The following is a 13,791-nucleotide window of genomic DNA, read 5'->3' on the forward strand; positions in this document are numbered from 1 at the left end:
ACATTAATGAGAGCGGAGTTAAGCAGTAAAAGCCGTGTGTTATGCGGCTTTATTGAATACCAGATGTACAGTACTGTAAAAAAAAATTTATCGTCACAGTGAGCCTTTTCATTGTGTTCATCCCTGAATAATGGGCCCACAACCTGATTCCTGTTGCTGTTACTGCATAATCAGATTCCACATAACCTCATGTATTGGCTTGTTTGTCATAAAACTGTAATATAACGTACATTTTAATGTCACTTAATTGTCCTATTTTCCCTCCTGCAAACTACACTCTGATTAACAAAGCTCCGGGTCTACACTTTTAAAGTATTATCCCACAGGAGGGATTATGAAACTGATGCGTACTACTGTTGCCAGTATTGTTGCGGCAAGCGTTTCTTTGATGACTGTTTCCGCTTTTGCTGCTGATCTCACCGGCGCAGGTGCGACATTCCCCGCTCCGGTTTACACGAAATGGGCTGATTCATATCAAAAAGAAACCGGCAACAAAATAAACTACCAAGGAATTGGTTCTTCAGGCGGTGTAAAACAAATCGTTGCAAAAACCGTGGATTTCGGTGCGTCTGATGCGCCGCTGAAAGATGAAAAGCTGGCTCAGGAAGGTTTGTTCCAATTCCCGACTGTGATTGGCGGTATTGTTCTGGCGGTTAATGTGCAGGGCGTGAAAAAAGGTGAACTGACGCTGGATGGTAAAACCCTGGGTGATATCTATCTGGGCAAAATTAAAAAATGGAATGATCCAGCAATTGCCAAACTGAACCCGAAAGCGAAGCTGCCGGACCAGGATATCGCGGTTGTCCGTCGTGCTGATGGTTCTGGCACGTCTTATGTGTTCACCAGCTACTTGTCAAAAGTAAGCCCTGAGTGGAAAGAGAAGGTGGGTGCAGGCAACACGGTTAACTGGCCGACCGGTCTGGGTGGTAAAGGTAATGATGGTGTCGCGGCGTTTGTTCAGCGTCTGCCAGGTGCTATTGGTTATGTAGAATACGCTTATGCCAAACAGAACAAGCTGGTTTACACCAAACTGATTTCTGCTGATGGTAAGGTTGTGAACCCGACTGAAGTGTCATTCAGTAACGCGGCCAAAGGTATTGACTGGAGCAAGTCTTTCGCTCAGGACCTGACTAACCAGAAGGGAGCGGATGTATGGCCAATTACCTCCACTACCTTTATCCTGTTGCATAAAGTACAAACCAAACCTACACAGGGTAAAGAAGTGATGAAGTTCTTTGACTGGGCGTATAACCATGGCGGCAAAGAAGCCAACGCGCTGGATTACGCTACTCTGCCAAAAGAAGTGGTTGCTCAGGTTCGCGCGGCATGGAAAACTCAGATTAAAGACGAAAATGGTAAATCGATTTATTAATTGAGTTGGTAAATCGTTATTTGCTGGTAATCGTGAGGCGGATAATCCGGAAACGGGGGATCCGCCTCCGAAATTCATAGGGGTTCCCCCTATTATTTTGAGAAGAGAGTCGTATGGCTGAATATAAGCCAGCTATTACCCCGCCGGGAAAACATGGAGATGTCATTTTCGGTGTGCTGGTAAGGCTGTCTGCGTTGCTAACGTTATTGTTGTTGGGGGGCATCATTGTTTCCCTGATTATCGCATCCTGGCCGAGCATACAGAAGTTCGGTTTTTCGTTTTTGTGGACAAAGGAATGGGATGCACCTGCCGAGCAATTTGGTGCGTTGGTTCCGATCTACGGCACTATTGTCACTTCGCTGATTGCCTTGATTATTGCGATTCCGATCAGTTTTGGTATCGCCCTGTTTTTGACCGAGCTGGCGCCCAACTGGTTAAAACGTCCGTTGGGTATCGCTATTGAATTGTTGGCCGCTATCCCCAGTATCGTTTACGGCATGTGGGGCTTATTTGTTTTTGCACCGTTGTTTGCCAAATATTTCCAGCAGCCGGTGGGATATGTGCTTTCCGATATTCCGTTTATAGGTGTGCTGTTTTCCGGCCCGGCCTTCGGTATTGGTATTCTGGCTGCTGGTGTGATTCTGGCAATCATGGTTATTCCCTATATTGCTGCCGTGATGCGTGATGTGTTTGAGCAAACACCAGTGATGATGAAGGAGTCGGCTTACGGCATCGGTTGTACTACCTGGGAAGTGATTTGGCGTATTGTACTGCCGTTTACCAAAAATGGTGTGATTGGCGGTGTGATGCTGGGTCTGGGACGTGCGCTGGGAGAAACGATGGCAGTGACGTTTATCATTGGTAACACCTACCAGCTGAATAGCCCGTCGCTGTATATGCCGGGAAACAGTATTACTTCTGCGTTGGCGAATGAATTTGCAGAGGCTGATCCTGGTGTACATACCGCAGCGCTGATGGAGCTAGGCCTGATCCTGTTTGTCATTACCTTTATTGTTCTGGCGTGCTCAAAATTGATGATCATGCGTCTGGCGAAAAATGAAGGAGTACATTGATGACGGCAATCAGCATTGGGAACGAAGCAGAGCTTATCCGCATGCGTCGCAAAATGCAGGCCTGGCGGCGTCAGAAAAATCGTATCGCCTTATGTTTATCGATGCTGACGATGGCATTTGGGTTGTTCTGGTTGGTTTGGATCCTGTTTTCCACGATCACCAAAGGTATTGACGGCATGTCACTGTCGCTGTTTACCGAAATGACTCCGCCTCCCAACTCACCGGGTGGTGGTTTGGCCAACGCTATTGCGGGCAGTGGTCTACTGATTTTTTGGGCGACATTTCTGGGAACGCCACTGGGTATCATGGCGGGCATTTATTTGGCGGAATATGGCCGTAAATCGCTGATTGCAGAAGTTATTCGTTTTATTAATGATATTTTGCTATCGGCACCGTCCATTGTTGTAGGGCTGTTTGTTTATAGTCTCGTGGTTACCAGAATGGAGCATTTTTCCGGCTGGGCAGGGGTTATCGCGCTGGCATTATTACAGATACCGATTGTTATCCGCACCACGGAAAATATGCTCAAACTGGTACCAGATAGCCTGCGTGAAGCTGCCTATGCTCTGGGTACACCCAAATGGAAAATGATTTCTGCAATTACGTTAAAAGCGTCTGTCTCAGGAATTATTACCGGCATTCTACTGGCTGTTGCTCGTATCGCCGGGGAAACGGCACCGTTGCTGTTCACTTCGTTATCCAACCAGTTCTGGAACACGGATTTAATGCATCCGATTGCCAACCTGCCGGTGACTATCTTCAAGTTTGCCATGAGTCCGTTCGCAGAGTGGCAACAGCTGGCTTGGGCAGGTGTACTGTTGATTACTGTGTGTGTGCTATTTCTGAATATCCTGGCACGTGTAGTGTTTGCTGAGAAGAAACATTGATAATTAAAAGTGTTGCATAGCAGCACCGGCTAGAAGAGAGAAGTCTTGATGAGTATGGCTACTGAGACATCCACCAGCAAAATCCAGGTGCGCGATCTGAATTTTTATTACGGGAAATTCCATGCGCTGAAAAACATTACGCTGGATATCGCCCAAAATCAGGTTACTGCGTTCATCGGCCCATCGGGATGTGGCAAGTCCACGTTGCTGCGAACCATGAATAAAATGTACCAGCTTTACCCAGAGCAACATGCTGAGGGAGATATTCTGCTGGATGGTAATAACATCTTGACGGATAAGCAGGATATCGCATTGTTGCGTGCCAAGGTGGGCATGGTATTCCAGAAACCGACACCGTTCCCGATGTCGATTTATGACAATATTGCGTTTGGGGTGCGCTTGTTTGAAAAGCTGCCCCGTTCGGATATGGATGAGCGCGTACAGTGGGCGCTGACCAAGGCGGCATTGTGGCAGGAAACCAAAGATAAACTGCACCAGAGTGGTTACAGTCTGTCTGGAGGACAACAGCAACGTTTGTGCATCGCTCGCGGTATTGCTATCCGCCCTGAAGTTCTGCTGCTGGATGAACCTTGCTCGGCATTGGATCCTATTTCCACTGGCAGAATCGAAGAACTGATTTCAGAGCTTAAGAAAGATTATACCGTGGTGATCGTGACGCATAACATGCAGCAGGCTGCGCGTTGTTCCGATTATACGGCGTTTATGTATCTGGGTGAGCTGATCGAGTTCAGCGATACCGACACCCTGTTTACCGCGCCACGGCAGAAAAAGACCGAAGACTATATTACCGGTCGCTACGGTTGATTACGGGAGTATCATGGAAAATCTTAATCTGAATAAACATATTTCCGGTCAGTTTAATGCCGAACTGGAGAACATCCGCACTCAGGTCTTGAGCATGGGGGGACTGGTTGAACAGCAACTGACTGACGCCATTACTGCGATGCACAATCAGGACTCAGAGCTGGCGACGCGGGTTATTGAAGGTGATTCCAAAGTTAACCTGATGGAAGTGACGATTGATGAAGCTTGTGTGCGCATTATCGCCAAGCGTCAACCCACGGCCAGCGATTTGCGCTTGGTGATGGCGATCATCAAAACTATTTCGGAGCTGGAACGCATCGGTGACGTGGCGGATAAAATTTGCCGCACCGCGCTGGAAAAATTTTCCCACCAGCATCAACCGTTGCTGGTGAGTCTGGAGTCTCTTGGCCGTCACACAGTGCAGATGCTGCATGATGTGCTGGATGCTTTTGCCCGTATGGATCTGGATGAAGCCATCCGTATCTACCGGGAAGATAAAAAAGTCGATAAGGAATACGAGGGTATTGTGCGTCAGTTAATGACTCACATGATGGAAGATTCCCGAACCATTCCAAGTGTACTGACCGCACTGTTTTGCGCCCGTTCTATCGAGCGCATCGGTGATCGCTGTCAGAATATCTGCGAATTTATCTTCTACTTCGTGAAAGGTCAGGATGTTCGCCATATGGGTGGCGATGCTCTGGAAAAACTTCTGATCGCGAGTGACGCCAAAAAAGCGAAGTAATGTTATTTCGCTGAGTTTGATAACAAAGTGCATATAGCGGTGATAATGGGGAGATCGTAAAGGCGCTGCAAGTATATTATTGTCAGCTTCAGCCGCACCATCTCTGGCACGGATGCTTGTTTTGTCTCTCCCATTATCATCGTTTTGACTCCGCGGTTTCTCGTCTGACGCTCTGCTTGCAGAGCGTTTTTTATCGAGATCCCCAATAAGTCTGACCCCTTCGGAGCCGCCTTTCTGCAACTGGAATTATTTAGAGTACAGGTAAGGTGAATAACCGTGATAATAAAGCTGTATTGATACCAATAATTATGATTGGAGTCATGAACAAAGAGTTTATTGTGCAGCGCAAATTGCGGAAGTACCCATTAAACGGTGTTATTGACAGTTGAGTCTTCGTCAGAAAAATTCTACCTGCTCATGGGGCCGTAGTGGTGGCGAGCAACACGCTGATCGGCAGTTACAAACTCAATACGACCAGTACCACTGCTCCCGACCCCAAGCCCACTTTACTTACAACCCTGGCATTAGCGTTTTAAGTTTTAAATAAGTGTTTGATGACACCGTTTATTGTCTCCGATAGTCGTTTGTAGTCAATCTTATCCTCGTTGGCCCTGGTGACTACATGTTGAGATAATCCACTGAAAATTAACGCTATAATATCCATCTTTCCACTCAACTTTCGGAACTCCTCCGCGTTGCTGGTGTTTGACCTTTTAATCAATTGCTCGTCAAATTGTGCAGCGATATTTTTATGCGATAATTGAAGCAATTTAGCAACGCTCGGATTACGTGCCGCCTCGGCAACAATTTCTAGCCATAATCCTACAAAATCAAGGGAAGTATGATGCTCAATCATTCTTTCGGTTTGCCTGGTCAGAGAATCAACTAACGCTTCATCGGGTGGAGCAGCGGCGATGTCATTCACGAGTTCCAGTAGCGTGTGTTCCTGCTGTGCCACCAGTGCTTCAACGATCGCTTCTTTGTTAGCAAAATGATAGTAGATATGCCCTGGGCTCATGCCAGCAGCTTTAGAAATTTTGGCTATGCTGCAACCATGAAAACCCTCTTTCCGGAAGCAATTTGCCGCTGCGTCTAGCACCTGTTTTCTGCGTTCCTTGGTTTTCTCCCGAACTTCATCGTCCTGGGGGTTACTCATGGATTTCTCCTGTTTAGTAATTCTTGCAGGTTTTAAATTAGTATGAATATACTAGAATGAATATTCAACCTAATAAGGGTGGTAGTAATATTTGCTTTTCTTCGCCCTGTTTGGACAAGTTTAACCATATGACTAATGCTGGCACTCTCACTGGACACGATCGCTCTCTGCATCCACTCAGGGACGGTTTTCATGAGGAGTGTAACGTTAACGTTAAGAGAATTAAATGTCACGCTCACTTCAAAGCTTCATGGTCCACAACATCTCATTGAGTAGCTGAAATAAAGCATCAGATCAGGGGGTATTTCAAAAACACTTATTCCACAAGGATAGCATGGTCAATGTGGGACACACTGTACAAGATCAATCTCACATTTTGCCAAGACAAGCTAGCAAGAGAGTGATGGTTTCTTTATTACGGTCGGTAAGGTATCTCCTACCCCAAAGCCGTAAGTAGGTCATTGGGGACTATGCCTATCGCAACCGTATTGGCGATTTTTGATATTCCACGGTTTAACGTTTTGATTGCGAGTTGGTTCAGTAAAGAGAAAAAACGCATTAATAAAGTAGAACATCCCGGAGGCCTGACGAAGCAATGTGCGTTGGGCTAGCAAGCATAATTCTCGCTATTAAATCAAAAAGTTATTGAGTTAATGTTGGGGAGATTAATCAGTGGTAAAACGCAAAAAAGTCGCAGCGGAAGAGACTCGCGAGCAGATCCTTGACGCTGCCGAGCAATGTTTCCGAGATGTGGGAGTGGCGCGCACTACACTACAGATGATCGCTGTACGGGCCGGTTGTACCCGTGGGGCCATATACTGGCATTTTACTGAAAAACAAGATCTTTTACGAGAGATCATAAACAGGGTGCCTCTGTTGCTGTTCAGCCAGTTGGAGAGGATATGCGTGGCCGCTAAGCCTGTAGCTGAGTTACATCGTTGCCTCACTCGCAATTTGGAGGACATTCAAAACGACAGGCATCTACGTAATGTGGTCGAGATTATGATCTTCAGAGGTGAATGCTTTGAAGAAACAAACAATGCATTCTTAGCGGGGAAAGAGGGTGACAATAAGTTTTTGCAACTGCTGGTCAGTATTTTCGATTCTGGTAAAGCGCGGGGAGAGATTAAAACCACCATCCCGACGAAGACGCTGGCTTGTCTGACGTTCTTCGTTTTCACCGGTGCGCTGAAGTCTTGCATTTTGATGCCGCCGGACTGTTGGGCGGTCCAGGAAGGTCAATCTGTACTACAATTTGTATTCGATATTGCCCATGAAAATACCAAGACATGTCATCGCGGTAATGTTGGATAAAAGCGATTTATCCATTGACCGGGTGATGCTTTCTTCTGTGCCCGGCTACCTTCAACCCACAGGCCGGTTCCGTTTGTGTATGTTATAAGCGAGTGACGGGCTGACATGATGCCGATGAGATAATAAGCGAAGCTGTTTTCGGCGTGAGGCAAAAAGGTTCGTTTATTCCGATTGTTGGGCCCAGGGCGGCTTCGCTTTTACGACCGAAATGCCGCTGGTGGACATTTTTCAACGTTTCTTCCCGTTGCTGGGTCAGTGCCTTGTTTGCTGTCAATTTCGCGCAACGGTCATTTCGTTTTACCTGCCATCCAATGACATTTTAAGCCGCTTCCCAAGCCGATCATCCCGTTTTTTGTTTGCGCCATATGACGACTCTGGCTCTACAAACGATCAGGGTTTGAAGGCCCGCAATTGTCATTTCTGCAGTGAGCTGTGGCCACTATGAAAGGCGATGTGGATGACGTTACTGCGCCAATTCACCAAGGATTTTTACATTTGGTAACTATTTTTTTTGTGCTTCGACACTTATTGACGCAACATGATGTTGCACACAACTTAGAATAAACATTCTAATTTCTTTGGGGTAATATATTCATTATGCGGTATACATTATCAGTACTTTTTCTGAGCATGCTGCTGATCGCCTGCGATCGTTCTACCAACAATGGGGCGCCAGCAGCACCGGTGCCTCATGTTAGCGTTGTAACGCTTAAAACCCAGCCCATAACCTTGTTCGCAAGTCTGCCCGGCCGCACAACCGCGGTACGCAGCGCTGAAGTGCGGCCGCAGGTGGATGGCATTATTCTTAAACGACTGTTTACCGAAGGTACCGAGGTCAAGGCCGGTCAACAGCTGTATCAGATCGATCCCGCCAGCTATCAGGCCGCTTATGACAAAGCGGTAGCGACTTATATTAACGCCGAATCAGTGGTCAAGCGCTACAAGCCACTCGCCGCCGCCCACGCGGTGAGCGCCCAGACTTATGACGACGCGGTGGCTACCGCCGCCGAAGCCAAGGCCGATGTGCAAACCGCGCGCGTGAATCTGGAATACACTAAGGTTCGTGCACCGATATCCGGACGCATCGGTCGTTCACTCTTTACCGAGGGGGCCTTGGTCACCAATGGCCAGAGTAGCTATCTCACCACCATCTCCCAGCTTGATCCGATCTATGTCGACGTCAGTGAGTCATCACTGGAACTGCTGCGCCTGCGGCGTGCGCTGAGAGAGGGAAAGCTAAAAGCGCCGAGTAACCATGAGGCTGCGGTGCGACTTATACTTGAAGATGGCAGCAGTTATAACCAGGAAGGACGGTTAGATTTCTCCGAAGTGACCGTGGATGAAGGCACCGGCTCGGTCACGTTGCGCGCCACTTTCCCTAACCCACATCATGTCCTGCTTCCCGGCATGTTCGTCCATGCCCGTCTGGTGCAAGGCGTTCAGGAAGAGGGCATTCTGGCACCTCAAGAGGCCATCGGCCATGACATCAAGGGCCGTCCTTATGCCTATGTAGTCAAAACTGACAACACTGTCGAGCAACGTTATATCACTACAGGTGAGATGAGCAATGGTCAGTGGCAGGTCACCAGTGGCCTCAGTGCTGGTGAAAAAGTGGTCACTGAAGGCATCCAGAATATCCATACTGGCATGAAAGTTTCCTCCAGCGAGCAGAGCAAGACGGATGATTCCAATACCGTCCAATTATCCATGACCGATCCGTCGGCGCAATAAGGGGCTATTGATGTCAAAGTTCTTTATCGAACGCCCAATTTTCGCCTGGGTGATCGCCATTGTGGTGATGTTGGCGGGGGTGCTCTCTATCCTCGATCTTCCGATCAACCAGTACCCAAACATCGCGCCGCCGGCGATTCAGGTGTCGGTAACCTATCCAGGGGCTAGCGCCGAGACAGTACAAAAAACAGTAGTACAGGTGATAGAGCAGCAGCTCAACGGTATTGACAACCTGCGCTACATTGAATCCAGCAGCAGCAGCGATGGCAGCGCTAGCATTATTGTTACCTTCGATCAGGGCACTGATCCGGATATCGCCCAGGTACAGGTGCAGAACAAGGTGTCCCTGGCGGAATCGCAGTTGCCGACCGAAGCCACAGAACAGGGTATCCGGGTAGCGAAATACCAGTCTAACTTCATGATGGTCGTTAGCTTGATTTCCACCGACGGTAAAATGACTGACGCTGACTTAGGCAACCTTTTGGTCTCCAAACTGGAAGATCCCATCGTGCGTACCAAGGGGGTGGGCGACTTTCTGGTTATGGGGGCGGAATACGCCATGCGTATCTGGCTGGACCCGGCGAAACTGTATAAGTATTCATTGGTACCAAGCGACATTAGCACCGCAATTTCGCAGCAAAACGTCCAGGTGTCTTCAGGCAAACTGGGTGGTTTACCGACAGTGGCAAATGCTAAATTCAGCGCCACCATTATTGGCAAAACCCGGCTGGAAACAGTGCAGCAATTCCAAAATATCTTGCTGAAGGTCAACAGCGACGGATCACAAGTGCGGCTCAAGGATGTTGCGACGGTCGATCTCGGACCGGAGAGCTACAGCATTTCTTCCACTTTTGACGGCAAGCCCTCCACCGGTATTGCACTGCGTCTCGCGAGCGGGGCTAACTTGCTCGACACTGCTAATGCAGTGCGCGCTACCCTTACTGGCCTTGAGTCTTCTTTGCCGGAAGGCGTGAAGATTGAATTTCCGTACGATACCTCGCCAGTGGTCAGCGCTTCCATTGAGGAAGTGGTTAAGACGTTATTGGAAGCCATCGTGTTGGTGTTCATGGTGATGCTGCTGTTCCTGCAGAATCTGCGTGCCACTCTGGTCACCACCATGGTGGTGCCGGTTGTGCTGCTCGGCACTTTCGGCATACTGTTTGCCTGCGGTTACTCTATCAACACACTCACCATGTTCGGTATGGTGCTGGCAATAGGCTTGCTGGTAGATGATGCCATCGTGGTAGTGGAAAACGTTGAACGCGTAATGCACGATGAGAAATTGGGGCCGAAGGAAGCCACTATCAAATCGATGCAGCAGATCCAAGGGGCCTTATTCGGCATCGCCATGGTGCTGTCGGCGGTACTGGTGCCGATGGCGTTCTTCAGCGGCTCCACCGGTATCATCTACCGTCAGTTCTCCATAACCATCGTATCGGCGATGGCGTTGTCTGTGTTGATGGCGTTGATTTTCACCCCAGCGCTGTGTGCCACGATACTCAAACCATCGGCCGGTGAACGATCAACCACCGGCTTCTCCGGTGCTTTTAACCGCATGTTTGATCGCGGGACAGTGAATTATACCCGCGGTGTCGGCCATGTCATCAGTAAGCGCTCACTGTTCCTACTACTGTATTTGATTATCGTCGGGACTACCGGCTACCTATTTACTCGCGTGCCGACGACATTTCTACCCGATGAAGACCAGGCTACCTTGATGCTCCAGGTTAGCCTTCCAGCCAATGCTTCTGCCGAACGCACTCAGCAAGTTGTGCAAAAGGTCAAGGACTATCTGCTGACCGATGAGAAGGATATCGTCAGCTCGGTATTTGCTGCCAACGGCTTTAGCTTCGCCGGTCGCGGTCAGAACACGGCTATGGCCTTCGTGCGTCTCAAAGACTGGAGCGAGCGCCCTAAAGCCAGCCAAAGCGTTCAGGCGCTGGCGGGGCGCATCATGCAACATTTCGCTACGCTGAAACAGGGTCAGGTTATTGCGCTCGTGCCGCCGGCGGTGATGGAGCTCGGCAACGCCACCGGCTTCGACTTTTATCTCCAGGATACTAACAGTCAGGGGCATGATGCACTGGTGGCCGCGATGAATCAGTTCCTGTCGATGGCCCGACAGGATCCTCGGTTGTCCATGGTCCGCCATAACGGTATGGAGGATGAACCGCAATACCACCTGGTGATCGACGACGAGCGAGCTCGTGCGCTTGGGCTCAGTCTGGAGGATATCAATGACACACTGTCCACTGCCTGGGGCTCCAGCTATGTTAACCAGTTCATGTACCAGGGACGGGTCAAGGACGTCTATCTACAAGGTAAAGCCACTTCGCGCGTGACGCCGGAGGATCTCAATCAGTGGTACTTCCGTAACAGCAGCAACCAGATGGTGCCGTACTCGGCGTTCGGTAGTGGTAAATGGGGCTATGGTTCGCCTCGCTTTGAGCGCTTCAACGGTCTGTCGGCGGTGGAAATCATGGGGTCGCCTGCGGCTGGCTACAGTTCCGGCGATGCGGTGAAAGCGGTGGATGAAATTGCCGCCAAACTGCCTAAAGGTTTCCGTGTTCAATGGCATGGCCTGTCCTATGAGGAGCAAAGCGCCGGTTCCCAGACTACCGCGCTATATACTCTTTCGGTGCTGATGGTGTTTTTGTGTCTGGCAGCGCTGTACGAGAGCTGGTCGATTCCGTTCTCGGTATTGCTGGTAGTGCCGCTTGGGGTGCTCGGCACCATCGGCGCGGTGCTGCTGCGCGGACTGTCCAATGATGTATTTTTCCAGGTGGGTCTGCTGACCACCGTCGGGCTTGCGGCCAAGAACGCTATTCTGATCGTCGAATTTGCCAAGGAATTGCATGAACGGGACGGCAAAGATATCGTCGAGGCCGCTATTGATGCTGCACGTCTGCGTATCCGGCCCATCATCATGACTTCAATGGCATTCGTGCTCGGGGTACTACCGCTGACCATTTCCCACGGCGCCGGCGCCGGCAGTCAGCACTCGATCGGCACCGCTGTTGCTGGTGGTATGATCACCGCTACCTTCCTGGCCATTTTCTTTGTACCGATGTTTTATGTTGTCGTGGTGCGTCTGTTTGACCGCCGACGGACCAAAACGCCGGCCACCGAGGTGCAACAACATGATTGATCACAGTAAGACATACGCGCGGAACGTGATGATCCCGGCGCTTCTGGCACTGACTATTACCGGTTGCAGCCTGCAGCCTGAATATAAACGACCAGCGCTACCGGTCACTAACCACTATTGGGAAAGCACCATCAATGGCGGCACTAGCGCGTCGGATTTAGGTTGGCGGCAATTTTTTACCGAGCCAGAGTTGCGTCAACTGATCCAGTTGGCGCTAGACAATAATCGCGACTTACGGGTGGCGGCGCTGAATGTCGAAAGCGACCAGGCTCAATTTCGCGTCGAGCGCGCAGCACTCATGCCGACAGTGAGTGCCGGAGCCGATATGACCTCGGCGCACGTGCCTGGTAATCTGTACAGCACCAAGAGCACCGGACCGGCGACCTATCAACAGTATGAGGCCAATCTGGGCGTGACATCATGGGAGCTGGACTTCTTCGGCCGAGTGCGTAGCTTGCGCGACCAGGCGCTGGAAACCTATCTGTCCACCGAGGCAACGGCCAAAGCCACGCGTATCAGTCTGATGGCAGAGGTCGCTTCAGACTATATGACGTTATGCGCCGACAGCGATTTGCTGCGCCTGGCACACCAGACCGTCGATAGCCAACGCGCCTCCTACGAACTGACCAAGAGGAGCTACGACAATGGGGCCAGCACCGAGCAGGATTTGGCGCAGGCCGAAACCACTGTCAGAAGCGCTGAAGCCGATGTGGCGCAATATGCCAGGCAGGTACGTCAGGATGCCGACGCGCTGCGGTTGTTGCTGGGAACTGAATTGCCCGCCGGTTTGGTGAAACAGGCACGGCTGGACCGTGACTGGCACTTTCCGGATCTGCCAGTCGGCCTGCCGTCGGAGCTGTTGACCCGCCGGCCGGATATCGTCGCTGCCGAACATACCCTTAAAGCGGCCAATGCCAATATCGGCGCGGCGCGTGCGGCGTTCTTCCCTACCATTAGCCTGACGGCGTCCGGCGGTTCGGCCTCGTCGAGCCTGGGTCATCTGCTGGAAGGCGGCACCGCGGCCTGGTCGTTCGTGCCCAGTATCAGCGTGCCGATTTTCGACGGCGGCAAGAACCGCGCTAATCTGGATATTGCCAAGGTATCAAAGCGGATCGATGTGGCCAACTATGAGAAGACTATTCAGACAGCGTTCAAGGAGGTTTCAGATGCGCTGGCTGGACGGGCTACCTATAAGGACGAATTGACCGCGCGCATCCAGGATACCAACGCTAACCAGCGTAACTACGATCTGTCCCAGATGCGTTTTCGCGCTGGCGTGGACAATTACCTGAATGTGCTGGTTGCCCAACGTTCACTATATCAGGCCCAACAGAGTCAGATCACGACTCGACTCAACGAACTGAACCAGCAGATCACGCTGTATAAGGTGCTGGGTGGAGGCTGGAAAGCAGACTAAGGACTCTCTGCACAACGCGGCGTCGGCTACGATTAGGCCGGCGCCGCCACGTCTTTCATATTACAAAGGATTGTCGGCTGTGATTAACGCTGTAATAAAGAGAAAATAATAGGTTAACCATCA

10 protein-coding genes are annotated in these 13,791 nt (G+C 50.3%); 9 read left to right on the top strand and 1 reads right to left on the bottom strand.

Going from position 1 to position 13,791, the window contains the following annotated elements:
• Positions 1-334: 334 nt before the first annotated feature.
• The 5 genes from pstS to phoU all read left to right on the top strand — a co-directional run bounded on the left by pstS (position 335) and on the right by phoU (position 4,902).
• Positions 335-1,372 carry a phosphate ABC transporter substrate-binding protein PstS gene (pstS, locus tag CWC46_RS02680; RefSeq protein WP_021013740.1) on the top strand — a complete coding sequence of 346 codons (1,038 nt, stop codon included), beginning with the start codon at positions 335-337 and terminating at the stop codon, positions 1,370-1,372.
• A 113-nt stretch (positions 1,373-1,485) separates the two neighbouring features.
• Positions 1,486-2,445, top strand: coding sequence for a phosphate ABC transporter permease PstC (pstC, locus tag CWC46_RS02685; protein ID WP_021013739.1), 960 nt, complete (start codon positions 1,486-1,488; stop codon positions 2,443-2,445).
• Positions 2,445-3,332, top strand: coding sequence for a phosphate ABC transporter permease PstA (gene pstA / locus CWC46_RS02690; protein ID WP_021013738.1), 888 nt, complete (start codon positions 2,445-2,447; stop codon positions 3,330-3,332). Before pstC ends, pstA begins: the two co-directional genes overlap by 1 nt.
• A 48-nt stretch (positions 3,333-3,380) precedes the next feature.
• Positions 3,381-4,157 carry a phosphate ABC transporter ATP-binding protein PstB gene (gene pstB / locus CWC46_RS02695; RefSeq protein ID WP_021013737.1) on the top strand — a complete coding sequence of 259 codons (777 nt, stop codon included), beginning with the start codon at positions 3,381-3,383 and terminating at the stop codon, positions 4,155-4,157.
• A 13-nt stretch (positions 4,158-4,170) separates the two neighbouring features.
• Complete coding sequence (phoU, locus tag CWC46_RS02700; RefSeq protein WP_021013736.1) at positions 4,171-4,902, top strand: phosphate signaling complex protein PhoU; 732 nt, start codon at positions 4,171-4,173, stop codon at positions 4,900-4,902.
• Positions 4,903-5,434: 532 nt separating this feature from the next.
• Here phoU and CWC46_RS02705 read toward each other — a convergent pair.
• Positions 5,435-6,058: a TetR/AcrR family transcriptional regulator gene (locus tag CWC46_RS02705; protein WP_021013735.1), complete on the bottom strand. Its 624-nt coding sequence runs from the start codon at positions 6,056-6,058 to the stop codon at positions 5,435-5,437.
• Between the two features lie 672 nt (positions 6,059-6,730).
• On the opposite strand from CWC46_RS02705, the gene CWC46_RS23510 reads away from it, so the two are divergent.
• From CWC46_RS23510 to CWC46_RS02725, 4 genes are all read left to right on the top strand, one after another.
• Entirely contained in the window at positions 6,731-7,372 is a 642-nt protein-coding gene (locus tag CWC46_RS23510) for a TetR/AcrR family transcriptional regulator (protein WP_021013733.1), read from the top strand.
• A gap of 597 nt (positions 7,373-7,969) precedes the next feature.
• On the top strand, positions 7,970-9,103 hold the full coding sequence (locus tag CWC46_RS02715) for an efflux RND transporter periplasmic adaptor subunit (protein ID WP_021013732.1): 1,134 nt from the start codon (positions 7,970-7,972) through the stop codon (positions 9,101-9,103).
• A gap of 10 nt (positions 9,104-9,113) precedes the next feature.
• Positions 9,114-12,251 carry an efflux RND transporter permease subunit gene (locus tag CWC46_RS02720; RefSeq protein ID WP_021013731.1) on the top strand — a complete coding sequence of 1,046 codons (3,138 nt, stop codon included), beginning with the start codon at positions 9,114-9,116 and terminating at the stop codon, positions 12,249-12,251.
• Positions 12,244-13,668, top strand: a complete 1,425-nt coding sequence (locus CWC46_RS02725) for an efflux transporter outer membrane subunit (RefSeq protein ID WP_021013730.1) — start codon at positions 12,244-12,246, stop codon at positions 13,666-13,668. Before CWC46_RS02720 ends, CWC46_RS02725 begins: the two co-directional genes overlap by 8 nt.
• Positions 13,669-13,791 lie beyond the last annotated feature (123 nt).

The sequence above is a fragment of the Prodigiosinella confusarubida genome (genome assembly GCF_002847015.1).
In the GTDB taxonomy this organism is placed as follows: Bacteria; Pseudomonadota; Gammaproteobacteria; order Enterobacterales; family Enterobacteriaceae; genus Prodigiosinella; species Prodigiosinella aquatilis.